Raw genomic sequence first — 25,702 nt, 5'->3', positions numbered from 1 at the left:
ATAATATCATATGCAGGTACTGTTTTTATATTGCCTTTTGCTTTTTACCTGCCTGTCGTGCAGGAAGATGATCGATGTAGGGGAGCCTTCGGATAAAACAGGGCCAGCCGAAGTATTTCGTTCAGATAGTGGGGCCATTAAAGCCATGGCTGGCATCTATGGCCTTATTAAGGGCAGCGGTTTGTCAGCAGGGAAAACGGGTATCTCTGTTTTCTGTGGGTTGTACTGTGATGAACTAGGCTTAATGGACGGAAACCGTGATTTCCTGCGTTGTTATGAGAATACCCTGACTGCTGATGATAGCCCCTTTTGGGCGCCGCTTTATAACTGTATACAGCATTGTAACATGCTGCTGGCCGGAGTGGAAGGAGCAAATGTATTAACACCTGCTGTAAAGCAACAGCTGATGGGAGAAGCAAAATTCATACGGGCTTTCTGTTATTTCTATCTGGTCAATTTATTTGGCGACGTACCGCTGCTGCTTACTACGGATCTGAAGCATAACACCACCGCAGCTCGTAGCCCTGCTGAAAAGGTATATGCGCAAATGGAGGATGACCTGAAAAGTGCCGTATCCGTGTTAAGAGAAGAATACCTGGGCGGGGATGCACAGAGCATCGTTCGGGAGCGGTTGCGGCCCAATAAATGGGCCGCGGTAGCCTTGCTGGCACGGGTACATTTGTACAGGAAAAACTGGACGGCGGCAGAGCAGGAAGCGACGGACGTGATCACCCGCAATGGACTATATACTATCCCTGCATTGACCGAGGCCTTCGGGCAATACAGCCCTGAACTAATCTGGGCCCTGGAAAACAATCCCAGCGGGGAGAACGAAGATGCCGCCTTGCTGGTATTACAACAGGGGCCTGATCCTGACAGACAGCCGCTGTACATGAACAAACGGCTACTGAAAGCATTCGAACATGGCGACAAGCGCCTGGAAGCCTGGACGGGCATAGATACGACCAATGGCCATATGCATTACTATGCCCATAAATACAGACTGGTGGAAGACGGCAAGCCAACTACGCCCTACGTAGCGGTATTACGCTTAGCCGAGGTGCTCCTGATCAGGGCAGAGGCCAAGGCGTATATGAACGATTTTTCCGGCGCCAGGTCAGACCTGGACCGATTGCGGCGCAGGGCAGGCATCGGTTATACAGTAGCCATGAACCGGGTGGCCTTGTTAAAAGCGATTGAACAGGAAAGGCGGGTGGAGCTGTTCACGGAATGGGGGCATCGCTGGCTGGACCTGAAACGTTATGACAGGGCCAGAGATGTGATGGCAGCCGAAGCTATTGAGAAAGGCGCTGCCTGGATGGACTACAAACAGGTGTTCCCCATTCCTCATGGCGACATACTGCTGAATCCCCACCTGACACAAAATGAAGGCTACTAGCAGTGGCTCTAAACTTCTGCCGGAATGTAGTATGCAGGTTTGTCTATTCTAGCTCTAACTTTAAATCAAAACTTCACTTTATGAAACGGGCAAGGACAATCCTGTGGATCATTGTGCTGTCGGCAATAACGGCAGGCATCACTGCATCCGGATCCCTGCGGGGATTGAATAATTTGTATATGACAGTAAGCACGCGGGTGACGATCAACGGCGTCAGCCGCTGGATCACGCTGGCCGACATGTCTCCCTACCGGAACTTCGCGACCAGCCCTACACAGCCAACGGTAAATGCAGGCAGGCCGCTATACACCGGTGTGGTGTTGACCTGGGTTACCATAGGCGGCATTCCCTATACCTATGATGCTCCTTCAGGACTGCCCTGGACCAGCACCCTTGTGTATGATGATGAAGGCCAGTGATCATTCTTTTTTGGTCGCTTCTTTTATGAGGTATTCCATGAACAGGAAGGCAAAAGAAGTCATGACCAGTATGGGGAATAGCTGAAACCGTAAAGCAATGGGCGAGGCAAAGATACTGAACCCGAAGTTTGTTAGCCAGAGGCAGACCACGAGCAATAATCCTTTACCCATCAGCGGCTGCTGTTTGTAACCCTGCAGCAAAAGAAACCCGATCATTCCCAGGAAAAAGATCACATTCATCGTACCCACCAGGATGGGATAGAAGTTCAATATATCCACCTTGAAGTCTTTGAACTTCGTGGTGATCTTATTGCTTTTATATTCGAACCACATCTGGGCGACGGGATGTACGCTGTCTACACCGGTACTGTAATATTCCAGGAACTCAATGGGAGGTGCGTAATACTTCAATGCATTCGGCAGCAGATAGTATTTGGCAAAAGCCATTGGGTATTGTTTGATGATGTATTTACCGTATTCTTCATACAGGGGAGATACGCTGGCCCAGCGTTTCAATTCAGGTGCCGTAGAGTCTTTTTTGAACTGTTTATGCATATAGATCTGTAAAGGAGTGCCTGGTGACCACATGTAGATTGTGCTGGCCATCATCATTTCATACGGGTATTTAGGATTATTAAATGTACTATCGAAATACTCGCGTATCATTTTATCCAGTACCTGGTATTTTTTGGGTACAGGTTTCCGTTGATCTTTGGGAACGAATTTGTATGCGTACATGGCATTGTTGGCCATCTGCCAGCCAGTAAAGGGGGTGAAGATTCGTTTTTTGCTCAGCTCGTAGTATTTGCTCTTATTGTATTCAATGAAGCTCCCGATTAGTATAACACAGATCACTAATCCCAATACCTTCTGTACGATACTTTGTTTGGATAGCAAAAATGCAATACCTGCGATCAATGGATAATATAATGCATTATATCGCACCGTGAATGCCAGGAATAATACCAGGGCATGATAGATCATCAGTCTGCGGGAAGGACGGTAGATGATCCATAGCAATATCGTGAACCAGGTGATGCTCAACGAGAGGAACAGTGTATCGCTGGATACATAGTTGGCCAGGTAGAGGAACACCGGGTTAAACAACATAAAACCGAATAATCCGATCCTGGTATACCGGTGTGGATTATAAAAATAGAACAGCGTAAACACCAGTGATAGGAGGCTGGCCTGCAGCATGCCGTATTGGAATACGACCAGGGCCGTATCTGAATGTGTAAATACGCTGAACAGGCGGATGAACATGGAGTAACCTACGGGGTAGGTATTGATCGCCAGGTTCTGGTGCGCCGTTTCCATGTATGCATAGGAGTCTCCGTTAATGTAACTGGCAAAGGGATAAAGGTATTTGAAGAACATTAACTGGAGAACGATCCCGATAATGGCAGTCCATACGTAAGGGCGGTTATTGGGGTCTTTAAAAATGTATGCTTTGAGGCTCGGGTTACTCATGGGGAGCTTGATTGTGGTTAACGGGTTTTTTAAAGTTATGCGGTATACCGGGAGGAATAGTTAGGAGATAGGGAGAATTTGCACTGCAATAAGTTGTATGATCGCTGTGTTAAAAACTGTTAAACAATGGCGGTGTGATGAGTACCAAACAGTTATTTCTCCGACCGGGATATGAATTTAAAAGATATGTTACACCTCCCTAATGCTAAGGCCGGTCATTATACCGACCTGCTCAGAAAAATAACCTCTTACCAGGACCGGTTGTCCGTACGTTATGTGTTGGAGAAACTCTTGATTGCAGACTCTCAGAGTACTGCTGTGGACCATGATACCATGAAGGAGTATTTAAGTTCAAGTACCATTCAGCTTTTGTTGATCAATGGTTTTATTCTTAAGCATGAGACACCCTCAGGTACTTATTATGAATTGAGTAATGATGCATTGATCAAAGAGCTGGAAAGCTATGCGGGTATTGCACCTAATAAGGAAATTTTTGACAACGAACCCCTGGTGCAGATCACGCTGAAGACCTGGAGAAAAAGGCAGGACCAGCTGGAGCGCGATCAGCGGATGCATCGTTTGTTTATCCAGATCCAAAAACGTCGGCAGGCGCAGATGAAGGCTTTTTTGTATGAAGTGATCGTGCCGATCGTTTGCATTCTTGCCCTGGCAGGTCTCATCTTTGGCGTGACCCACTTGTTTGGGTGAGGGCCGGGTAGTAATGCGCTATCTCCTAACTATTATCCCGCTTAAACAAGTTATATTACTGCTGCGTAATCATCTATACGATATGAAACAGCTACTCCTTTTGTTTACCCTGGGTCTGGCCAGCTGTACCCAAACTCCTCATCTGGACAATATGCCAACAGATCCGAAAGCTTTGCCACCGATTGTATTGCTGAAGGGAGACACTGTATCGAAGTTCAGTACAGATAGTCTTGCTAAGGGCCGCCCTACCATGTTATACTTTTATGGTCCCGGCTGTAAGCCATGCGATACCATGTCGCAGAAAATGGTGGCTTCAATGGATACCCTGAAAGATGTCAATATCCTTTTCATCAGCGCCGGTAGCTTTCATGAAGTGAAGATCTACCAGGAGAAATTTAATGTGGAGAAATTCCCGAATGTGAAACTGGGATTGGATTATAATAATGCGTTCTTCCGCTTTTATGGTGGGCAGGCCTATCCTTTGCTGGTGTTCTACGATAAGAACAGGCAGATCAAGCGGGCGAATTACGGTTCGCTGCCTTTGGATACGGTGCGGGCCATCATTGATAAGTAGCGCTGCGCATACAGGCGTAGTATTCCTTTAGCTGAATGAGCATATTAGTGACATTCGGATACTCGCTGATGGCGGCTATTTTCTCCGCAGGGGTATTGGCTTTCTGCATCACATCATAGATGTGCATCATCCTGCACATGTGCATATATTCATGAATGGTGAAGGCAAAATGTTGTTTGAACTCAAACGCTAATTGTTTACCGCTGGCCTTGAATATATATCCCAGCTGTACCAGTGTATGTTTTATAAAGGGATGTTCCTGCAGGTAATTGAACAGGCGGTGGATCTTATCGGCGTTCAATACACTCTCTGACATCAATGGCTGGGCAGCCAGTGTTTCCTGGGCCGCGATGTTTCGCAACAAATCTATACAGGCACGGAAGAGAAAAGGATACGCCCTTTTCGGTTCATATCTACAGGAGAGGATTTTCTCTACCAGGAAATCGCATACGGGATTGCTATGGTAGGGGTGTGCATTGATGGCGCCGGGACCTGCAGGTGTTTTGTTGGCCAGTACTTCCAGGCTGGGAAATTCTTCTACCATGTCTTTCAGTACATCCTGCTCAATGTTGATATGGATGGACAGCACTTTCTTCCCTTCAGCGATGGGAATGCTGTGCAAGCCTTTCGGCAGATTGAAGAGATTGAATTCCTTTTCTTCCAGCAGGTAACTGGGAGCAGAAGGATCTTCCAGGTGCAGGCTGTCTTCATACAAACCATGTAAACACCACATGTGTGCAGGAATGGCCGTGCATAGCACAAAGTTTTGCTTTGCCCAGATATCATGGATCCATATGGAGAATGGACCAAAGTCGATGTGCTGGGATAAGATCTCTGCTTCCGCATCGTTCCTGTAACATTGCCCCGCTGCAGGTATCAGCAGGGACTGGTATTCCTCCGGAATATCTGCAGGAGCAATATAGCTAGGGTTTAGTTTTTCAAGGAGCAGTAGCTTCTTTAGGCCCGATGTTGAAGTATACATGGTATGGTTATTTAATGCCTGTAAATAGACGGAATGCACTATACAACTTCCTCTTCGCGTAAACGGGTACGGATCACTTTTAATGCGCGGCTTACCTGGTTTTTCACTACCTGTGGCTGGATGTTCATGTCCTGTGCAATCTCTTTATGGCTCCAGTCCTGCAGGTAAAGCAGTTCAAATACTTTCCTGCATGCCGGAGCGGATACATGCCTGGCGGCTTCCCGGATCTGTTGTCCCAGTTCTTTGTTCTCCAGGTTCCGGGGCACAGCGCTTTCCGGGGAGGTATACCAGGCATGCGATACAAACCTGCGGGCTACCTCATTGCGCCGGCATTTGTAGGCATACTGTAAGTGTACTGCCCTATACAGGTAATGCTTCAGAGAAATGTTGATAGCTAGTTCCCTGCGCCTTTGCCACAAAGATGTAAAGATCTCCTGTACTATATCTTCCGCCTCTTGCTGGTTGCGTACCTTCTGATATGCTTCCATCAGTAATTGCGGACGGTACCGTTTGTAGAGTGTAGCGAAAGCTGATGCATCGCCCCTTTTCACAGACAATAATAGTTCTTCCTCGTGAAATAACATCATTTTACATTCAAAACTGCATGACAAAATTTAAAGACCCTGTAACGTTAACGTATATGTAAGACACTGTCATTATCAAAGTAATAATCAAAGTGTCCGGTAAATTGTAATGCATTAAGGAAATACTGAATAGGCCTTGATTTGTCTATATAACCTGTAAAGCGTGGCCGGTTAATGTTTACATTGTCATTAATGACTTTTATGCCGTACCATCTTTTCAAAACACTGCACATTTCGTCTATAGTCGTAGCATGAAATACATAAGTACCCTCTCTCCATGCCAATAATTCTTCCGCATCAAAACGTACCGCCTGCAGCTGTTGACCTTTCTGGTATCGTACTGCAAATCCTGGTTTCAACATGATCGTGGAAGAATCAGCATCCAGTTTAATCGCGCCTTTTACCAGGGCTATTTGTTCATGGGCTTTATCGTAGGTGTTTACATTGAATTCTGTGCCGAGTACCTGTACCGTGCTGTTGGGCAGGTGTACAATGAAAGGTTTCTTTGGGTTCGCGGCTACTTTCAGGTAGGCTTCTCCTGCTATGGTCACTTCGCGGGTATTACCGGTGAAGCTTACCGGGAAGGCCATTTTTGAAGTGGCGTTGAGCTGTACTTCGGTACCATCGGGTAGGTTAATGGTATAGTCCTGCCCGGCAGGCACGGTGATCATGGCCATGCCCTTATTCGTCCCTTTCAGGGCTACCTGTTTCTGTTGTGCGTTGAGTGTAACATCGCCTACGGTAACATGTTGCTGCGTGCTGCCCAGGTTCACAATTTCACCATTGGGCAGCTGCAGTGCAACAGTTTTCAGGGGAGACAATCCATGGACAACTGCCTTAGGCTGTAGAGGCTTTGTTGGCTGGAATGATATGTAGATGCCGGAGGCCACTGAGGCCAGGAAGGCAAGACTAAGCGATGAGCGTACAATGACCCTGATCCATTTTCTTTTGCGGATCTTCGCCCATACCTTATCGATGGGCAAATGTTCGGGTGGCAGGGCCAGGAAGGCCTGTTCCTCAGGTCCCGAAAACTGTTCGTAGATGGCGTTTCGGATAATAAGTGCTTCCGGCTCCTCTTCGAGCAGTTTTTTGAGGGTGGCACTGTCTTCGGGGGTAATGATCCCTCCCAGTTCGTCCAGTACCAATTGTTCTAATTGGGTTTCATCTATATTCATAGTACCCGTATAGTCGGAAAAAACACCAAAAGGTACTTATGATAAGCTATGTTTCAGATTTTCGCGCAGCACTTTCAGCGCACGGTGGATGTGATTCTTTACTGACTGGACATTGATGTCCATCTGGTCGGCAATTTCCTTCAGGCTCTTTTTGTGCAGGTACAACTGCTCAAAGGCCAGCCTGCTGGCCGGCGTGATGCTATTAATAGCCGCCGCCAACTGCCTGCCCAATTCTTTATTTTCTATCGGAGATGTGGTGGTGCAGGTATCCGCCAGCCAGGTGTACTGTAGTTTCTTACCCCTTGTGCTGGTCTTTTTACGGATCAGGTCTACACATTTATTCCTGACTACCTGTACCAGGTAGGCTTTCAGGCATTGTGGCACTTCCAGGGAGCGCTTTCTTTCCCATAACCAGAAGAACACTTCCTGCACAATATCGTTCCCTTCATCTGCGTCCTGTAAACGGTTATAGGCTTCCACATATAAACGTTTGCTATAACGGTTAAAGATGGCATTGAAGGCTGTTTCGCTGCCGTCCTGCAGCAGCTTGAAGAGATGTTCGTCGTTGTAACCGTCTAGATGCATACCTCAACAGAAAAATGGTGATACAAATGAGCTGTTCCGGGACCTCAAGGGATAATAAAAAGACATCTGGGGTAGAACAATGAACGTACTTTATACACTTGCTAAGCTACTGAATCTCAATTTGCGAGTAGTTAATTCGATGTTAACGCGGATGGATTTTTTTACTACATGGATGGTTTAAATTTCTGTTAAATTTTTTTGGGTACTTTTTGTTCTTCACTTCGACCCACTGTTGAGGGCGGACCCATTTTTAGATTATCTAATTGGGATATTCATTTTTGCAACTGGATAAGGAACGTTTAAGTAAAGAATGTTAATCGTTTTTCGGCTGAATTCATTCGCTGAATTGTGTCCTGTAGTGAAAGCTGTGTGTGCTGTTTCTCTAAGGTGTATATTAATACGTAATAAAAGAAAGCGTCAAAAAAATGCATCCCCCATGCATGAAGATAATACAGGTCGGGCAATGTAGCGATCGTGTTTTTATTTGAATCAAATACGTTTTGTTATACTTCATAATTAAATAATCTTCCACTTAATTTGTTATACGCGTATGTCAGGGGAATCTCCAAATATTGCCATAATTCTTTTTAAGGGTCAAGAGCTGCCCTTTGAGCAAGTTTACAAGAGCACTTTCAATTCATTACTTATGAAGGCGCGAATAATACTTAATGATATGGCGAAGTCTGAAGATGTTGTACAGGATTTGTTTATGACATTATGGGAACGAAAGAATGTCGAAATAAAGGGAAATTCAATTGAGGCCTACCTCATGATGGGAATACATTATAGATGTTGGGAGATGCTCAATAAGCAACGCTGCATCGAATCGAAAATGCAAAAATATGCCTATGATATTTTGTTGGCAGAGCAAACTAACTTGTCTTTGTTTTATGATGACTCCTCTTTAAGTAAAAAATTGCATTTATTGAAGCTGGGGTGGAAACAGTTATCTCGCAATCAAAGGCAGGCGATCAATAAAATTTTTCGAGAAGAGAAAAGTTATAAGCAAGCAGCTGCGGAAATGAACATAAAGAAGAATACATTAAATTCTCATCTAGAACGCTCCCTAGGTAAATTTAGAAGCTTGTTTCAACAGGAATATTTTATGTCATATTGAATCGATTAGCTTCATTTGTTAAATTCGAATGAAAAATTTGCGTCGCAAGTTTTTTACGAAATATTCTAAAAACAGTGTAATCTATAAAAAATAAACGTGAAAAAGATATAATATATTAAGCTGGCTGGCGATGATACGGCATTATTATTGGAGAATGAAGGCTTTTAGTGCGTTTAATCATCCAGATTTTTTATTGAGATTCGTGGTATGAATTATTTGGGATGCTGTAAACATTTCAAGGTTCTAATGAGGTTTTAACAACAGAAACTAATAGCTGTCGATTTGTCAATGCTATCTTAAGTGTATCCACGCTTCTCCGCACCTATGTGGTAATCTATCAAATATTATGGTTAACAGTAACGTGAAAAAATAGGAATCCATGCTAATCAAGAATTGGCTTTTTTGTCGAGATGCGAAAAGAAGATATCTTATCGATGTCAATATTCTAAATGAATTCAGCCCGCCATTTCCCAGCTATTTGAGTGCGAATTGTTCCGATTACTTTCTTTGTATCAGAGTTCTCAACTTTGCTGTCGGTCAGAAAGCTGCATAAGGAGGTCAGACTAGCAGTTTTTAGAAGCCCTACACTGCAAAAAGACAACAAGGGCATACTCTATGTCAGTGTACTGTTGTCGCTTGTTTTTTGATACTATGAATTTAATATAAGCAGCTCTCACTGCGGATTTGCTGCCGTTAATAATATTACTTTAGAATAAACAATCAAAAGCCTTCTTTATATGAAATTTTCATTTCTATTAATAATAACATGCTTTAGCAACGTGTTTAATTCCTATTGTCAAAAACGCATTATAGATAAAAATGCTTGCGATAATTGGATCTCTCTACAAAACACAGGTTGGGAGAATATGTTGATAACAAACAATGGCGAATATTGTGTCTATAGCTATGGAGGGAAAAAGAGTAAGATGACATGTATTAAAGGGCTAAGTAACTCATTTAGTATGGAATTTAAAAACGCTGACCAACCAACGCTCAGTAATAATAGCAAATATTTCTTAGCACTTTTACCAGGAGATACGCTTGTAATATTAAATCTATTTACGCATGCAAAAGAATTGGTCGCTAATGTTGTATCTTTTGAAATGGACAATAACGGGAATAATCAATGGATTAAATATTCTTTAGTTGGAGATTCTGGGGCTATGGTAATAAGAAAGCTCGACGGGAAAAAAAAATACCAATATACTAATATTTATGAATCACATTTTAGCGCGGGTGGAGGTGAGATATTGATGAGAGACAGTTTGGGCTTGTATGTCGTAACGCTGAAAACAAACGAACGAGTGAGAATTCCGGAAAGCTCAGATGCAAAAAGAGCAATCTTAGATGCATCGGGAACTCAAGTTGCATTTCTAACTGACGATGATCTTGGAAATAGGAGTATAAAATATTTTAAACAGGGCGATAGAACCTCTCGCATATTGGTGGATAAAAAAAATATCGACTTATGTGGTAAAAGTCGAATTAGTGATAATATTCTCAATTTCACTTCTGACGGACAAAGGCTTTTTTTCTCCTATAAATATTCAGAAGATGTTTCCCAAATTGACAATCGAGTATTGGTATGGTCGTATAAAGATAAAGTACTAAAACCAAAGGAATTAATATATCGAAGAAGAGCGACTGATAACTCATATTGTGCGGTTGTTGATATAAATAGTACTCATATTCTTCTTCTTGAGAATTACGAATTAGAGTTGGCTGAAGGTGTGTTGGAAAATAATCATTTTGCTCTTTTAAAGAGCAAAATAAATGAAAATGAATATTATTGGAATAATCAATCACAATCACTGTATCTCATGTCGTTCGAATCTGGGAGGAAAACGAAACTTGCTGAACTAAAATATCCTGGTTTTCAGCGCCCAAGCCTGATACAAAAGGAAAGATTTGTAGTATGGTTCGACTCAAAAGAAGCAAAATTTTATTCATTTAACACACAGTCTCAATCTAAAATTGATATATGTGCTCTAATCCCCAACAAGCTCTCTATTTCAGAACGAGGTGAGGCTGATAAGATAAGAGAGCGTAGGTTCGCATATGGGTTACAGGAAATTGACAGAGACGGAAACTATGTTTTCATTTATGATTGCTACGACATCTGGAAAGTCGATCTTTTAGGTGGCAAGAATCCAATTAATATAACTAAAGGTCTTGGAAAGGCAAATTCTATTCGATTTAGAATTGTACCAGACAAGAAATACCCTTTACCTTATCGGCGTGATATGATATTATTATATGCCTTTAATATGCGAACAAAGGAAAATGGCTTTTGGGAAGCGTACTCTTCTTCGGTAGGTGAACCTTCAAAACTGATTATGGATTCGAAAGTGTATTATTTCAAGCCAACCTCGATACTCGTTTCAGCAAATGTAGCTGAGGATCCAAGTCAATTTAAGCCAATTAAATCCAAGGACAAACAAGCATTTATCGTAAGGCGAATGAGTACAAAGGAATCTCCGAATTTATATTATACGAGGGACTTCCATTCCTTCTCAGCTGTTTCAGATATACATCCAGAAAAAGAATATATTTGGCCTGAATCGCAGTTAATCACATGGACTCTACCTGACGGATTAAAATGCGATGGAGTATTATACAAGCCACAAGACTTTGACTCATCAAGAAAATATCCTGTGATTTTTAACTACTATGAAAGGCGATCAGAAAACCTTAATGGATATAAAACACCCGAGTTATTTAGCCATAATGTAAACATACCCTGGTTTGTGAGCAGAGAATATTTGGTATTTGAGCCTGATTTTTATTATAGAACAGGAGAAGTCGCAACGAATATTATAAATACGATCGAATCCTCAATCAAAAGATTAGACTCTATTCCATATGTTGATACCAAACGAATGGCGGCGCAAGGTCAAAGTTTTGGGGGGTATGAAACGAATGTAATTATCACGGGGACCACATTGTTTAAAGCTGCTTGTGAAATGGCTGGACCGACGAATATCATTAGTGAATATAATAGCTTGCGCCCTAGCGGTGACAATAATCAAACTTCTTCAGATAACGGTCAGCGAAATATTGGTGTTTCCCCATGGGAGAATCCCGAGATATTCATAAGGAATTCCCCTGTCTTGCATATTGGCAAAATACAGACACCTTTATTGATTATTCATAATCCTGATGACGAATCTATTAGCTACAATCAAGCTTTGGAATTATTTCTGGGCATGAGACGAGCGAATAAGAAAGTTTGGATGCTTGAATATAAAGACGAAGATCATACCGTCTCGAATAGTGAAAATCAGCTTGATTTGACAATTCGAATTCAACAATTCTTTGACTATTACCTAAAAGCTACATCTGTGCCCATTTGGATGGTAAATGGTAATACGTCATTTTCTGGGTTGGAGTTAGATTCCTCTAATACAATTCCATAGGCGACTCGTACAATCGAGCTTCCAGTTGGTAGTTAAATTAAATCTGGGCACCATTACTTGCCCAGGTTTGACCTTGTGTCAAGGCCGAAGAAGCTGAGCGAAAGGGGATATTCTAATCTAGGATAATTTGTGTTACCTACTAGTTGCTAATTTTACTCATTCATAATCGGTTTCATAGAAGGTAGCAACAATGGGACCGCATACCCCATTTAATGTGTTGTGCAAATACATACACTAATAAGCACAGAATGCACACTAACAATGCTTAATGATAATTTTTATGATAATTAGTTGGTTAAAAAAATCTATGCATTACGAGAGCTCACTACTTTGTCTACACCGAAATCGATAGCTCGCATATTATGTCAATTGAATGTGTTACTTTTTATCTAAAATTATATAGAACAAAACGGAGTAGTATTTACAAGAAGAAATTGACTTACTAATCTGGGCGAACATATTTTGCCCAGATTTAGTAAGTCAATTATCAAGTTTGTTATCAAGTCTTACATCAATCGTTAGATGGAAGAGTGAATGTCGCAACAACAGGACCGCACACGCCATTTAGTGTATTGTAGGTGGTATAAGTGTTTGCTGCGATACCTTCGGTCGTAGTGAAAAATCCTTTAGTAGTTTTACATCTGGTAACCGTAGGCCCACCTACTGCAGTAGTTGTTGTATATGAAGTGATTGCATTGCTTGGAAGTCTAGAAGCTTTAAAGGCCAATGCTCCACCTACAACAGCGAGAAGTGCAACTCCAGATAACATTATTTTTGCTTTGTTCATAAAATTGTGCCTTTTGAGATTAAAAGGCTAAATTTTTGTGAAAGTATATATGCCTACTCTCTTCTAATGGTTTTCGGCTTCTCCATTTGCAATCAAATATCTTTTGCTAGCTGATATTTGACCTGTACTATATAGTGTTTTATTTCGTCATTATTGTGGTAATTCTTTCAGGGCTTCCTTCCAACTCAGGGGTGAAGGCGCCAAAGGATTGATGGTATTGTTTGTTTGATTATTGCAATAGAGTTTCTAAATGTTTAACGTGCAATATGATGAGTCCCTAGTGACTAATATATCATGTTTTATTTTGTTATTATTTGTTAAAACGATCCTCCATGTCGTGGTTGCTGATCACCACTTGCAAGGATTACATGATAAGTAGTGAAGAGCAAAGGAAGGCATAGGAGTACTATTAAAAAAAGGGAGCCTGTTCAGTTACTCACTCAAAGACAAGAGTACAAATCTATTCCTCAATCGGCTACTAAGAAATGTATCAATATCTCCGTTTTGTATCCTTCATTTGTCTCTTGTTTAATTGAAAATGAATACTTTGATTACGTCATGACGAGCTGGGTTAAATGAATATATAGATCAATTTATTTTGATTATATAATTAATAATGTAGTGTAGTCAACTAATTTTAAGATATTCAATCTTCTTAAACAAAAGTAATAAGAATGGTTGACCGGATACATAGTAGATTCATAAATGAAAATGGTATATAGAGAGTTTTATTCGACGTTTGTGTATTACGCTTGATGTTGACCACCCCTAACGCTCATCTTGACCACCTTTCCGGCCTTTACTGATATTAATAATTGATAATCAGCCAGTACCGCTGGTCAATATGCCGGAACGACATAAACTTAATTAACGTAGGTGGTCAACATGCCGGAACGGCATATTGACCACCTCTAGTTCCTCCAGGATTGTTTGCTTTGGGATACAAAACCCCACGGAAGATGGCCGGAGAAACTATCAGCATGACTAAACTAAAACAGATCTTCTTGCATCGCAGGAATGGCATGGCCCTGGAAGCCATTGCCCGCGTAATGAACGTCTCTCGCAACACTGTCAAAAAGTACATTCGCTTAGCAGAGCAGAAGGGCTTGGAATTGGAACAGCTGGCAGCGATGGAGGAACATGACCTAGAAAAGATATTTGCGGAACCAACATCAGTTGGGAAATCGCGCTTTCAGGATCTGGAGGGAATGTTTGCCTGGATGGAGCAGGAATTGAAGCGAACTGGCGTTACACGATGGTTGCTGTGGGCGGAATACAAATCCCGCTATCCGGATGGATACGCTTACACACAGTTTTGCGATTATTACAGGCATTGGTTGGAACATCGTTCTGCAACTATGCATTTTGATCATACACCTGCGGACAAAGCCTATATTGACTTTACCGGTAAGAGATTGCAGGTGGTTGATAGAGACGGAGGAGAAGTACGAGATGTGGAGATATATGTGTGCATATTAGGATTTAGCCAATTAACCTACGTAGAGGCATTAAATAGCCAGCGCAAGGAGGACTTTCTGCAAGCAACAGCCAACTCATTAAAATACTTTGGAGGTGTGCCCAAAGCCCTTGTTACAGATAATCTGAAGTCTGCCGTGACTGAACCGGATAATTATGAACCGGAAATCAATGAAAGCTTCCTCGAATTTGCCAATCATTATCAGACAACTATTTACCCCGCCCGCAGTAGAAAACCTAAGGATAAAGCGCTGGTAGAAAGCGCGGTTAACATCGTCTATAAACGCATATTCGCTCCATTACGGGATAAGATATTCTTTGAATTGCATGAGCTGAATAGCTCCATACTAGAGCTCTTAAATAAGCATAATAACGAGATGTTTCATAAGGAACCATTTAGTAGAAGGCAAAAGTTCGAACAGCATGAAGCAGGCCTGCTCCAGCCATTACCTGCAACCCCTTACCAGCTTCGGAAATATAAGACAGCAAGAGTTATGAAGAATAGCCACATACAGCTGGAAAAGCATTATTACAGTGTGCCATACCGCTTTATAGGGAAAGACGTCAAGGCCATTTATACCCGTGATCAGGTACATATATTTATCAATAACGAGAGGATTGCCTTCCACATTCGGGGATACAAGCCGTTTGGCTATACAACAGATCAGAATCATCTTCCCTCGAGTCACCAGTTTGTCGCTGATTGGAAGCCTGAAAAGTTTCTGTCCTGGGCTGATAGTATCGGCCCACAAGTTAGGACCTACATAGAAACCATCCTGCAGCAAAAGAAATATCCGGAGCAAGCCTATCGCAGCTGTGTTGGGATATTATCCCTGGCAAAGAAGGCGGGCAAAGAACGTCTGATAAAAGCGATAGAACGAGCCACCTTTTACCAGATATATAACTATAAAACTGTCAAGAAGATCCTTGATGGAGGGTTGGAAATGTTATTCGAGCCAGACAGTGATCAAAGTGAGGCCTCATTGCCCCAACATACTAACATAAGAGGGAAAGAACACTATCAGTAATCACCTTGTAAAACACCATACTATGCAAGAAGTAATCAAGCAAAAATTAGGTCAAATGAAGCTGCATGGCATGAACCAGGCATATTCAGCAGTCTTATCCAATACTCGTTCTGAATCCATCACTCACGATGAGTTTATACACATACTCGTGCAGGCTGAGTGGGAAGACAGAGAAGGCAGAAAGATTGGCCGATCTTTAAAAAATGCGCGGTTCCGCTATCAGGCCTCCATTGAAGAAATTGATTTTACAAAAAGTCGAAATCTGGACAAGACGCATTTATTGCGATTAGCTGAATGTATCTTTATAAAGAAAAAGGAGGACCTCCTCATAACCGGTGCATCTGGTGTAGGCAAGAGCTTCGTCGCCTCAGCCTTGGGGCATCAAGGCTGCCAGTTAGGCTATCGTGTTTTATATTTTAATACCCAGAAGCTATTCTCTCGCTTGAAGACGGCTAAGGGCGACGGTTCATATAACAAAGAAGTTAGTCGAATAGAGAAATATGATCTTTTAATATTAGATGACTTTGCCTTGCAACCTCTAGACAATTACAACCGTAATACACTTATGGAAATTATTGAAGACCGACATGGGCGTAAATCAACCATAATTGCCTCTCAATTGCCTGTCAGTATGTGGTATGATGTGATTGGAGAAAGCACGATTGCAGATGCGATACTAGACCGGTTGGTTCATAAAGCGCACAGAATAGAATTACAAGGAGAATCTATGAGGAAACTGAAAAGTAACTAGTCCGATTTTACCTATTTTTGTTTTAAATAATACATCTTCCACAAAAAGTATGGAAGGCCTGCCTTCGGCAGGAATTAAGTTTTGTCAAAGCGGGTGGTCAAGATACCGTTCTGCTGGTCAGCATCTCCGGAATACACAACGTTAATTGGAAATTTTGCCTCATTTGATGAACTGTCGATGCTATCACCATCACATGTGCTGATGGGCCTAATAAAAAGCTATTTTATATTGGAGCTTCTATAAATCTATATCTATAATCATGAATGACCAGGAGCTGCAACAGAAGCTCAGTATATTATCTCGATATGAAGGGAGAAGGCTTTACGGAGAGTCTTACCATACTATTATTCTCAAACCAACTACAGCAAATATTAAGATACTTTCGCTTATGTCAAGCGTGCTCCAGTTCTCGTAGCAATCGAGGCGACAAAATACTATCGGCTTGTAGTGCTACGGTAGAGTATGCAGTGGATCTCATCTGTGCTTCAAATAAGCTCGGATCTCCTGATTTGCAATGACGGAACTTTCACCGGGATTGTCAGATAGGCAAATGTTAATGTTAATGTTAAGTTAATGGGGTTGGTGACATATGTCACGAATGGAGTTCTCGATTTATTCGGAATTTTTTTTTATAAATGGTGGTGCAAACGAGGAAGAAAGCATACTTATTATCAGAAGAATTGTCTAATCACAAATGAGTCGGAATGTGATTTTTTTGTAAAACTATACCTCGCCTTAGGAAACATATATTATAACCAACCAAAATTGAATACAATGAGATTGTCGTTATGGGTTTTCGTCTGCCTATTTTATCTGCAATGCCCCATTTACGGATTAGGAAGGGCACAAGCCGAAAAAAGAGTTACCATTTCGGGAACATATACTCTGTACAATATTTTTAAAAAAATTGAAACACAAACTGGTAAGCGGGTTTATTATACGAATAACATTCTTAATGATGAAGAGAAGATTACAATCAACGCAAAAAATGTATTGTTACAAGAAGTGTTGGAGCAAATCCTTAAAAATAAAGATTTGGAATGGTTAATTGATGAAAAGAACATTTCAATTAGGAAAAGCACAAAAAGAATGGTCGAATCACCGGGGATATTTTATGATAGTACTATTTCTATCACCGCTAAGATCGTAAATGAAGATGGGCTGCCAGTTTCTGGCGCTACAGTTGTAGTCAAGGGTTCGTCGCAGGGCACAACATCTGCTGCTGATGGTTCGATAATGTTGAAGAACATAAATGCAAATTCCACAATAATAATTTCCAATATCGGTTTTTTAACTAAGGAAGTTAAGATAAGAGAACAAAAAACAATCGGTATAATTCGCCTTGAAAAGTATGTAGGTACATTGGATGAAACACAGGTAATAGCTTATGGACAAACATCAAGAAGATTAAATCCGGGCAACGTCGCTACCATTAGTTCAGAGGAGATTGAACGACAGCCAGTAAATAATCCCTTGTATGCTTTACAAGGTAGGATTGCAGGAGTAACAATTACCCCAACTAGCGGAATAGCAGGTGCTCCAGTGGCCGTTCAAATCAGAGGGAGAAATAGCTTAAATGACATTACTAGCAATGATCCACTTTACGTTATCGATGGTCTGCCAATAACTAGTTCTTTGCCAGCAATTACTTCTGGTGGCGGAGCACCCTTAGGTAACGGTATGTCACCGCTTAACTTCATTAATCCCAACGACATTGCGTCAATAAGCATTTTGAAAGATGCAGAAGCGACTTCTATCTATGGCTCAAGGGGCGCCAATGGCGTAATCCTGATTACTACCAAAAAAGGTAGAGCGGGCTTGACCAGTATTGATATTAATTTCCAATCGGGGATTTCGCAAATACCCCGGAAGCTGAAGATGATGAACACTGAACAGTATATTAGTATGAGAAAAGAAGCTTTGACCAATGACGGTAGAATTGATAGGTTAAATAATCCTGCATTTGCATTTGTATATCCTGACTTGATGGTTTGGGATCAAACAAAGTATACTAACTGGCAAGATAAAATGATTGGAAGGAATGGTCAGTTTATGGACATTCAATCATCTATATCCGGAGGAAGTGAATATGTAACTTACCGAGTAGGAGGAAATGTTCATCGTGAAACAACCGTGTTTCCTGGTAATAATTCAGATACAAAAGGTTCAGGTAATATGACGCTGACAGGGACTTCATCAAACAAAAAACTAAAGATTACGGTTTCTACGTCCTACCTATCTGACAAGTCAAACATTCCAAAAGTTGATTTCACAAATATTGCAATTACCACTGAACCCAATGCACCTGACGTATATAATCCAGATGGATCAATAAATTGGGCTATTTATCCTCAAACAGGAGCACTTACCACTCGGGCGAGTGCACCTTACCCAGCTCAGTTATTGCGCCAATACATACTGCATACAAATAATTTTAATGCCTCTTCGTATTTGTCTTACAGTATCGGTAACATTGATTTGTCAGCTAGCTTTGGTTACAATGAAATTAGAAGTAATAGTTTTCAAAAATCTCCTTTGGCATCGGCGCAGCCAGCATCATCAAATATTTCTACCCTGAGAAGTGCTGAATTTAATGACAACCTAACTAAAAATCTAAGTATTGAGCCGCAGGTAAGGTATCAAAGTAATATATTCAGCGGAAGTCTCAGTTTTCTACTAGGTGCATCGTTTCAAAGTTCAAGCCAGAATGGCAACTTTCTAACATTATATGATTATTTGAATGACGCTTTATTAGGCAGCAAGGATGCAGCAGTAAGTGTAAGAACAAAAAGTAATAGTACTTCAGAATATAAATATAGCGCGTCCTTCATTAGAATGGGCTATCAATTGCAGAATAAATATATTATAAGCTTAAGTGCACGTAGAGACGGTAGTAGCCGTTTCGGTCCCAATAATCGGTTCGGTAATTTTGGCTCGCTGGGCTTGGCATGGATATTCTCAGAGGAAAGCTTTATCAGACGGTTTCGGGCGCTTAGCTATGGAAAGCTGCGAGTTAGTTACGGTACTTCAGGGAATGATGGTATTGGGGATTATCAGTATCTTGAACAATATCAAAGAACATTTGGAAATCCTTACCAGGGAGCGGTTGGCTATCAAACAACTGGTATCTTTAACGCATATTATCACTGGGAAACAACAAGAAAGGCAGAATTAGGGCTGGAGACAGGCTATCTTAAAGATCGTCTGTTGTTTTCGATATCTTATTTTCGAAATCGGTCAAATAATCAACTAATAGCTTACCCTGTGCCAAGCATCTCGGGGCCAGGAGTGCTGACAGCTAATCTTCCTGCATTAGTACAAAACTCTGGTTTAGAAGTTGAAACTAACACAACAAACGTTCAAAGCCGAAACTTAAAGTGGACGACTTCATTTAACGTTACCGTACTAAGAAATAAATTGATTAAGTATCCGGATTTATCAAATTCTCCTTATTCGCAATCAAGGATTGGGCAACCATTTTGGGGATGGAAGGATGTGTATAAAAATGCAGGAGTTGATCCCGAAACTGGTCTATATCAATTTCAAGATATTGAAGGAAAAATTGTTCAGAATCCTAGTACTTCAACTCCTCCGAAATTCGGCCGTGATGTAAGGATTACTTTGGCTCCGAAATTTCAGGGAGGATTGGGAAACACTATTCAGATTAGGCACTTGCAAATAGATTTCTTCTTTCAGTTTATCAAGCAGAATGGGATAAATCCTCTTTATCAAATCGCTTCATATCCCGGATCGGGTAGGGTGAATCAACTGGCTTATATTTTTGGTAAGCAATGGCAAAAGGTGGGCGATAATTCTGAATTTATGCAATTCTCCACAACAGGGAAGGATTTAGCTTTTATTAGGGATAGTGACCGCGGGTATGTTGATGCCTCATTTGTACGATTAAAAAATGTTTCGATCGCTTATAACATTCCCGATAGTTGGATGGCAAAAATTGGTATAAGAAGTATGCGCTTGTACTTCCAGGGGCAAAACTTGGTAACTATCACAAGCTATAAAGGGTTTGATCCGGAAACTCAAAGTTTAACAACTTTACCTCCATTAAGAACACTTACCGCAGGTCTTCAGGTTAGGCTTTAATTTATCTATTAAAAAAAAACATATGATAGTATATAATATGCAGATAATCAGATTTTTTAGGGGCTATTTAATAATGTCTTTTTTGTTTATTATTGCTTTATTCTCTTCAAGTTGCGAAAAGCTAATTGACATTGATCCTCCAATTCAAACTGTGGTTGGCCAAGAGATATACAACTCTAACGCTGGTGCTGCATCGGTTTTGACGGGACTCTACATTACCCTTTCTGATCCAGGTGGTCTGGTACACGGGATGAACTCACTGTCGCTGAAGTTAGGTCTTTCTGCTGATGAGTTATCCTTATTTAATGGAAGCATAAATGAAGATCTGATTAGGTTCTATCAAAACTCAAGTTCAAGTAATTTGGCGAATGGATTTTGGGGCTCTTTTTATGAATTTATTTTTAAGACTAACGCGGCAATTGAGGGAATTGAGAGATCAAATAGCATCTCAGATAATGTCAAAGCTCAACTTCTTGGTGAAGCTAGGTTTCTGCGCTCTTTTTTTTATTTTTACCTAACTAATCTTTATGGTGATGTGCCTTTGGTTTTAAATACTGATACTAAAATCAGTAGTGTGTCACCAAGGGTAAGTCAATCATTGGTTTATGAACAAATTATCAAGGATTTACAGGAGGCTAAAAAGCTATTGAATGAGGATTATGTGGCTTCTAATGTTACCTCGACTACAACGGAAAGGGTGCGCCCAAACAAATATACAGCCTCTACGCTTTTGAGTAGGGTGTATCTTTATATCGGTGAGTGGGGGAAGGCAGAAGAAGAAGCATCTTTGGTCATAAATAATGGGATGTATTCCTTAACCCCACTTGATCAGACGTTCTTGATGAATAGTGAAGAAACAATTTGGGCATTTCAGAGTAGAGATGCAGGTATCAATAATGGGGATGGAGTCATCTTCAATTTTACTGACACCGATAATGGTCCATCTGATAGCCACCCTGTTTATTTGAGCAACCAACTATACTCTTCTTTTGAAACCGGCGACAGTAGGAAAGCTGAATGGACTAAAACAAAAAATTGGCTGGCAGAGACTTACCCATATGTTAATAAATATAAAACTGATGTGACTAGCACAGCCATTACCGAATATCAAATTGTATTTAGATTGGCTGAGTTATACCTTATACGTGGTGAGGCGAGGGCTCGCCAGGGAAAACTTGATGGTGCGGCTGCAGATGTTAACATTATAAGAAACAGAGCTGGATTAAAAGATGTCGCTACTACCAATCAAAATGACCTGTTAAATGCCATCATTAAGGAAAGGAGAATTGAATTATTTACAGAGTGGGGACACCGCTGGCTTGATTTGAAAAGATTGAACAAGATTGATGAAGTGATGAGCTTAATTTCGTCTTCGAAAGGAACAACATGGGCATCATTTAAAGCGCTCTTTCCGATTCCGGTATATGATTTATCTACTAACCCCAATTTAAGAGGACATCAGAATCCCGGTTACCCTGAGCAATAACCATTTAAATCCATATCTTCGCGGGCATCTACGGCTTTGGCGTCGATCAGATACCTTATGATATAGGCGAATGGACCGAACCTCGGAAGTATATTCTCAATGAGGCAATCGCTTTAGATCTCTTAGCTCAAACAACATTGGCTATTTTAGTTGCTCAAATTAATCATCGCATACTGTGACATAAGTAGTAACGAGCGGTGGACAACGATTGCCGGGCAAAATTGTAGTGTATGTTATTGTTGGAGTGCCTGGTTGTGAAGTTAAACATATTTGGGTTGTCTTACATAAAGTTATGACTGCGCCACCCAGCGTAGTGGTTGTATATGATGTGAAGCCGTTACCTGGCATGCGAGCTACTTCTTTCGCGAGAAGTCCAGCGACGATTGAAGTAAAAACAAGAAGTATAATTAGTGTGCGAGGAATGTTCATAAAAAATATTATTATTGAGTGTGTATAATTTCGGAATAAAGATGATGAACTATTACCAGATTTTAGTTTAGAGTTCGAGTATTTAGTTACTTGGACCGGACAATAACAACAACAGCGGAGCGATTACCAATTATTCCTGACGACAATATCGTTTTCGGTAAGTACTGTTTTTAGGACAATCCCTTTAAGAATCACAATTAGTTGTGCATCAGCAAGAGCTAAGATTGGAGGGGTGGTCGTACATCGGTGATCTTAAACTATACGTCTATTAAGTTCCACGGTTTAAACTTTTTGATCTGCATTATTATTTACGCTTTTGCACTAACAAGACGTTGTGCCTAGGGTGTCTATTTACATCCTTTATTTATAAGCAGAAATATAATGTGAGGAGTAGCTAAACATATTTGGTCTCGAAAGACGGATAATACATATTATGTATTGGTTATATTTTTAACAAAAAAATATTAAAACTTCGATTAATGATATTCACAAACTCCCTAAATTGCATTTTGTTATAACTTTAATAACACCTATTTCAAATCAGTCTTATGCATACAAAACTCGATTTAAAAAGGCCGTTGACCGATCTGGTCGACTCACCTGATCTCTCAGGCTTAAACTCCAATTATGCTTTTGTTAACGCCACTTCCTCTCTGCTAGCCCTACTACCTCGACTATCCCTACTATCTCTACTATCTCTACCAGTCCTACTATAATTCCACAGGACCAGTTACCCCACCAGTCACAGTTTTTTACACCCTCGTTACTAATAAAATAATTCAACGCATGTATGTATGTGCGCAAAAAATTTGCGTCTACTTTACCTGCATTGAAGCTGTAATTATTTTTTAACAAAAAATTTAATAACATGATGATATTAAATCATCTCGCATTCCTCATTAATGAGGAAATTCCAAGGCAATTGAGAAAATCGCCCATTCTCAATTCAAAATTTATCAGCCAGGTAATGTATGGCCGATATCCGAAACTTGAACATCCTGAACAAGAGTTCTTGTCATCGCTCAAAAATTCAACAAACGAAGAGACCATTCGTATCGCTGTAAGGTCTTGTCAGTACAGCATTGTACCGCTGATGGACAAATTGATACAATGGCTTCCGGAACTTGAAGTAAGGCAGATGGAAAACCTTGATCCTGATCCAGAGGGGCGGCATTTATTTAAGTTCCTTCACAAGTTGCTGTTCGATTGGCACCTGTTCCTGGAGAAGAATTTCTGCCAGTATATGGACGATGACTACAAGATGCCGGCTTACAGCAGGTTTTTGTTTCATGATTTCATTATGCAAACTTTAGTGACAGTAAAGAGTTCACCGCGGTTCCGTTCTCTCGACGACCGATTGCAGCGCATTGTAACTGCTCCGCTGGAAATGTCGGTTTCATCGCCCGATGAGAATGATCTCTCGTACTGTAACCGCAACTATATTAAAAAGTTGGGGAATCAGTTACTGGGGTTTGTAAAGAAAGGCAATGACGATGTCTGGCGACTGTACAACCGGCTGCAGTACATTGATTTCAACAGTGCAGATTATGTCCGGTACTTAATATCCCGGTTCAGAGCAGAAACGAGTGCCATCACCGATAACAGGAAAAGGTACATATGGCTTGTTGAACGGCGAAAGAGAGTTGCACATCAGCTGGTTGAAAATGGAACATCCTATCGGAGCGGCCAGCAATCGCTGAAGGCAGTACTGGGCGAATGGCTGAAATGGGAGATATACCACACCAGGAGAATGTTAGAACTCGAAATGATCAGCAAATAGCATGTTAACCCGCATTATTAAAAACTCAAATAACCACTATGAATAAGCAGTATACCGGCGTAAATTTCATCCGCCACCTCAACGCATTCTACACACTTGTCCACGAGCATGAACGACTACGTGCAAACGATATTAGCCTCTATATGGCATTGTTCCACTTATGGAACCTGGCGCATTTTCCGGTAACCCTAATGGTGGATCGGAGTTTAGTGGTACGGCTCAGCAAGATAGGTTCGCTTCGCACATACCTGCAATGCCTGAAACGGCTGCATGATTTTGGTTTCCTGACTTATCATCCGTCGGAAAAGCCTTTTTTGCCCTGTGCGGTAAAAATGGTCCCACTGGAAAAAAATGCCCCACAGTCTGTCAAAACTGCTCCACATGTACCGGAAAAAAATGATCCACATATGTGGAGCAATAAAGATCCAGGTGGGGGGAGCAATTCTGACCCACATACGGGAGCTATTTTGCCCCGCTTTTATAATAATAAACAAATAAACAATTTTATAAACGAGAGTAAAACAGCGCGCGCGCAAAAAAAAAGTAAAGATAAAATTATTGTGCCTGCGGCGCCGGAATTGGAAGAGATATGTGCGTATTTCCGTTCCGCGGCGCAATCAGACAAAGAAGCTGAGCTGTTTTATTTTCATTACAAAGCCATTGGCTGGACTATGAGCGGTGCGCCTATCCTCGATTGGAAGGCCGCCGCGGAAAAATGGATCAGCCGCATTCCTTCATTAAAAAGCAATGCTATTGCAAATACCACATCAACAACCGGAGGGCTCGAATCAGCAAAAGACAAACGTTACGATGAGCCCTTTTGATTACCACTACCTGCTGCAGCAGGTACAAGAGAAAGGCAGTGACCTGTATCGCAGGGATTTCGTGATCGATGATATCGACAGGCCCGTTGTCATGAAGTTGCTCGCTTATTTTCTCCGCGATGGAGAAGTTGCGGCAAAGGAGAAAGTTGACCTGCACAAAGGGCTGCTTTTGACTGGGCCAGTGGGCTGCGGCAAAACATCGATCATGCGCATCCTGTCAAATTTCAGTCTGCCTGATCACCGTCCGTTCCTTAAATCTTCCGTGCAGATAAGCCTTGAGTTTGCGGACATGGGCAGTGACGTGATCCTGAAATATAGCAGAAAGGCATTCAATCCATACAGGCGCATGCCGTATGTTCATTGCTTCGATGATCTTGGTCTTGAACCCCTGGTTAGCTATTGGGGCAATAAGATCAATCTCATGTCGCAGATCCTGTTCACGAGGTATGATCTGATGCATTCTCACGGGATGATCACACATGTCATCACGCGATTAAATGCCGCAGAACTGGGGGCGATCTATGGTGATCATGTACGAAGCCGTATGCGTGAGATGTTTAACCTGATTGCTTTTCAACCAGCATCGCGCGATAAAAGAAAGTAGTAGG

At 41.4% G+C, this 25,702-nt stretch carries 19 protein-coding genes; 13 read left to right on the top strand and 6 right to left on the bottom strand.

Annotated features, from left to right (window positions below; translation table 11 throughout):
• Window positions 1-10 precede the first annotated feature (10 nt).
• Window positions 11-1,399 carry a RagB/SusD family nutrient uptake outer membrane protein gene (locus MYF79_RS00345; protein ID WP_247812003.1) on the top strand — a complete coding sequence of 463 codons (1,389 nt, stop codon included), beginning with the start codon at window positions 11-13 and terminating at the stop codon, window positions 1,397-1,399.
• An 80-nt stretch (window positions 1,400-1,479) separates the two neighbouring features.
• Window positions 1,480-1,818, top strand: a complete 339-nt coding sequence (locus MYF79_RS00340; protein WP_247812002.1) for a hypothetical protein — start codon at window positions 1,480-1,482, stop codon at window positions 1,816-1,818.
• On the opposite strand, the gene MYF79_RS00335 is transcribed toward MYF79_RS00340, so the two are convergent.
• On the bottom strand, window positions 1,819-3,291 hold the full coding sequence (locus tag MYF79_RS00335) for a hypothetical protein (RefSeq protein ID WP_247812001.1): 1,473 nt from the start codon (window positions 3,289-3,291) through the stop codon (window positions 1,819-1,821).
• 186 nt (window positions 3,292-3,477) lie between these two features.
• On the opposite strand from MYF79_RS00335, the gene MYF79_RS00330 reads away from it, so the two are divergent.
• Both MYF79_RS00330 and MYF79_RS00325 read left to right on the top strand, forming a co-directional pair.
• Entirely contained in the window at window positions 3,478-3,999 is a 522-nt protein-coding gene (locus MYF79_RS00330; protein ID WP_247812000.1) for a hypothetical protein, read from the top strand.
• Window positions 4,000-4,081: 82 nt separating this feature from the next.
• Complete coding sequence (locus tag MYF79_RS00325) at window positions 4,082-4,573, top strand: TlpA family protein disulfide reductase (RefSeq protein ID WP_247811999.1); 492 nt, start codon at window positions 4,082-4,084, stop codon at window positions 4,571-4,573.
• On the opposite strand, the gene MYF79_RS00320 is transcribed toward MYF79_RS00325, so the two are convergent.
• From MYF79_RS00320 to MYF79_RS00305, 4 genes are read right to left on the bottom strand one after another with little or no spacing between them, the layout of a single operon-like run.
• Window positions 4,560-5,555: a hypothetical protein gene (locus MYF79_RS00320; protein WP_247811998.1), complete on the bottom strand. Its 996-nt coding sequence runs from the start codon at window positions 5,553-5,555 to the stop codon at window positions 4,560-4,562. The genes MYF79_RS00325 and MYF79_RS00320 overlap by 14 nt on opposite strands.
• 38 nt (window positions 5,556-5,593) lie before the next feature.
• Entirely contained in the window at window positions 5,594-6,142 is a 549-nt protein-coding gene (locus tag MYF79_RS00315; RefSeq protein ID WP_247811997.1) for an RNA polymerase sigma factor, read from the bottom strand.
• A gap of 44 nt (window positions 6,143-6,186) precedes the next feature.
• Window positions 6,187-7,314: a FecR family protein gene (locus MYF79_RS00310; protein WP_247811996.1), complete on the bottom strand. Its 1,128-nt coding sequence runs from the start codon at window positions 7,312-7,314 to the stop codon at window positions 6,187-6,189.
• A gap of 36 nt (window positions 7,315-7,350) precedes the next feature.
• Window positions 7,351-7,899, bottom strand: coding sequence for an RNA polymerase sigma factor (locus tag MYF79_RS00305; protein WP_247811995.1), 549 nt, complete (start codon window positions 7,897-7,899; stop codon window positions 7,351-7,353).
• 673 nt (window positions 7,900-8,572) lie between these two features.
• On the opposite strand from MYF79_RS00305, the gene MYF79_RS00300 reads away from it, so the two are divergent.
• The gene (locus MYF79_RS00300; protein ID WP_247811994.1) at window positions 8,573-9,016 is read left to right on the top strand and encodes a sigma factor-like helix-turn-helix DNA-binding protein; all 444 of its coding nucleotides are present in this window, start codon (window positions 8,573-8,575) and stop codon (window positions 9,014-9,016) included.
• 962 nt (window positions 9,017-9,978) lie between these two features.
• Window positions 9,979-12,432, top strand: coding sequence for an alpha/beta hydrolase family protein (locus MYF79_RS00295; protein WP_247811993.1), 2,454 nt, complete (start codon window positions 9,979-9,981; stop codon window positions 12,430-12,432).
• A 511-nt stretch (window positions 12,433-12,943) separates the two neighbouring features.
• Here the strand turns inward: MYF79_RS00295 and MYF79_RS00290 are convergent.
• Window positions 12,944-13,219: a hypothetical protein gene (locus MYF79_RS00290; protein WP_247811992.1), complete on the bottom strand. Its 276-nt coding sequence runs from the start codon at window positions 13,217-13,219 to the stop codon at window positions 12,944-12,946.
• 959 nt (window positions 13,220-14,178) lie between these two features.
• Here MYF79_RS00290 and istA point away from each other — a divergent pair.
• The 7 genes from istA to MYF79_RS00255 all read left to right on the top strand — a co-directional run bounded on the left by istA (window position 14,179) and on the right by MYF79_RS00255 (window position 25,698).
• The gene (istA, locus tag MYF79_RS00285; protein WP_247811969.1) at window positions 14,179-15,723 is read left to right on the top strand and encodes an IS21 family transposase; all 1,545 of its coding nucleotides are present in this window, start codon (window positions 14,179-14,181) and stop codon (window positions 15,721-15,723) included.
• A 22-nt stretch (window positions 15,724-15,745) separates the two neighbouring features.
• Window positions 15,746-16,474 (top strand): IS21-like element helper ATPase IstB, encoded by a 729-nt coding sequence (gene istB, locus MYF79_RS00280; RefSeq protein WP_247811970.1) that lies wholly within the window; start codon window positions 15,746-15,748, stop codon window positions 16,472-16,474.
• A gap of 774 nt (window positions 16,475-17,248) precedes the next feature.
• Window positions 17,249-20,575 carry a SusC/RagA family TonB-linked outer membrane protein gene (locus MYF79_RS00275; RefSeq protein ID WP_247811991.1) on the top strand — a complete coding sequence of 1,109 codons (3,327 nt, stop codon included), beginning with the start codon at window positions 17,249-17,251 and terminating at the stop codon, window positions 20,573-20,575.
• A gap of 22 nt (window positions 20,576-20,597) precedes the next feature.
• Window positions 20,598-22,061: a RagB/SusD family nutrient uptake outer membrane protein gene (locus tag MYF79_RS00270; protein WP_247811990.1), complete on the top strand. Its 1,464-nt coding sequence runs from the start codon at window positions 20,598-20,600 to the stop codon at window positions 22,059-22,061.
• Between the two features lie 1,297 nt (window positions 22,062-23,358).
• Window positions 23,359-24,270 (top strand): hypothetical protein, encoded by a 912-nt coding sequence (locus MYF79_RS00265; protein WP_247811989.1) that lies wholly within the window; start codon window positions 23,359-23,361, stop codon window positions 24,268-24,270.
• A 38-nt stretch (window positions 24,271-24,308) separates the two neighbouring features.
• A complete protein-coding gene (locus MYF79_RS00260) occupies window positions 24,309-25,094 on the top strand; it encodes a hypothetical protein (RefSeq protein WP_247811988.1) in 786 nt (261 codons plus the stop codon).
• Entirely contained in the window at window positions 25,081-25,698 is a 618-nt protein-coding gene (locus tag MYF79_RS00255) for a hypothetical protein (protein WP_247811987.1), read from the top strand. The genes MYF79_RS00260 and MYF79_RS00255 overlap by 14 nt, the downstream gene beginning before the upstream one ends.
• Window positions 25,699-25,702 lie beyond the last annotated feature (4 nt).

Source organism: Chitinophaga filiformis (assembly GCF_023100805.1).
GTDB classification, from domain to species: Bacteria; Bacteroidota; Bacteroidia; order Chitinophagales; family Chitinophagaceae; genus Chitinophaga; species Chitinophaga filiformis_B.
This window is presented reverse-complemented; position numbering and strand designations above follow the sequence as displayed.

Bases quoted from the DNA above. Each gene is read 5' to 3' on its own strand.
- MYF79_RS00345 (WP_247812003.1), top strand. From the start codon at position 11: ATGCAGGTACTGTTTTTATATTGCCTTTTGCTTTTTACCTGCCTGTCG.
- MYF79_RS00340 (WP_247812002.1), top strand. From the start codon at position 1,480: ATGAAACGGGCAAGGACAATCCTGTGGATCATTGTGCTGTCGGCAATA.
- MYF79_RS00335 (WP_247812001.1), bottom strand. From the start codon at position 3,291: ATGAGTAACCCGAGCCTCAAAGCATACATTTTTAAAGACCCCAATAAC.
- MYF79_RS00330 (WP_247812000.1), top strand. From the start codon at position 3,478: ATGTTACACCTCCCTAATGCTAAGGCCGGTCATTATACCGACCTGCTC.
- MYF79_RS00325 (WP_247811999.1), top strand. From the start codon at position 4,082: ATGAAACAGCTACTCCTTTTGTTTACCCTGGGTCTGGCCAGCTGTACC.
- MYF79_RS00320 (WP_247811998.1), bottom strand. From the start codon at position 5,555: ATGTATACTTCAACATCGGGCCTAAAGAAGCTACTGCTCCTTGAAAAA.
- MYF79_RS00315 (WP_247811997.1), bottom strand. From the start codon at position 6,142: ATGATGTTATTTCACGAGGAAGAACTATTATTGTCTGTGAAAAGGGGC.
- MYF79_RS00310 (WP_247811996.1), bottom strand. From the start codon at position 7,314: ATGAATATAGATGAAACCCAATTAGAACAATTGGTACTGGACGAACTG.
- MYF79_RS00305 (WP_247811995.1), bottom strand. From the start codon at position 7,899: ATGCATCTAGACGGTTACAACGACGAACATCTCTTCAAGCTGCTGCAG.
- MYF79_RS00300 (WP_247811994.1), top strand. From the start codon at position 8,573: ATGGCGAAGTCTGAAGATGTTGTACAGGATTTGTTTATGACATTATGG.
- MYF79_RS00295 (WP_247811993.1), top strand. From the start codon at position 9,979: ATGGAATTTAAAAACGCTGACCAACCAACGCTCAGTAATAATAGCAAA.
- MYF79_RS00290 (WP_247811992.1), bottom strand. From the start codon at position 13,219: ATGAACAAAGCAAAAATAATGTTATCTGGAGTTGCACTTCTCGCTGTT.
- istA (WP_247811969.1), top strand. From the start codon at position 14,179: ATGGCCGGAGAAACTATCAGCATGACTAAACTAAAACAGATCTTCTTG.
- istB (WP_247811970.1), top strand. From the start codon at position 15,746: ATGCAAGAAGTAATCAAGCAAAAATTAGGTCAAATGAAGCTGCATGGC.
- MYF79_RS00275 (WP_247811991.1), top strand. From the start codon at position 17,249: ATGAGATTGTCGTTATGGGTTTTCGTCTGCCTATTTTATCTGCAATGC.
- MYF79_RS00270 (WP_247811990.1), top strand. From the start codon at position 20,598: ATGATAGTATATAATATGCAGATAATCAGATTTTTTAGGGGCTATTTA.
- MYF79_RS00265 (WP_247811989.1), top strand. From the start codon at position 23,359: ATGATGATATTAAATCATCTCGCATTCCTCATTAATGAGGAAATTCCA.
- MYF79_RS00260 (WP_247811988.1), top strand. From the start codon at position 24,309: ATGAATAAGCAGTATACCGGCGTAAATTTCATCCGCCACCTCAACGCA.
- MYF79_RS00255 (WP_247811987.1), top strand. From the start codon at position 25,081: ATGAGCCCTTTTGATTACCACTACCTGCTGCAGCAGGTACAAGAGAAA.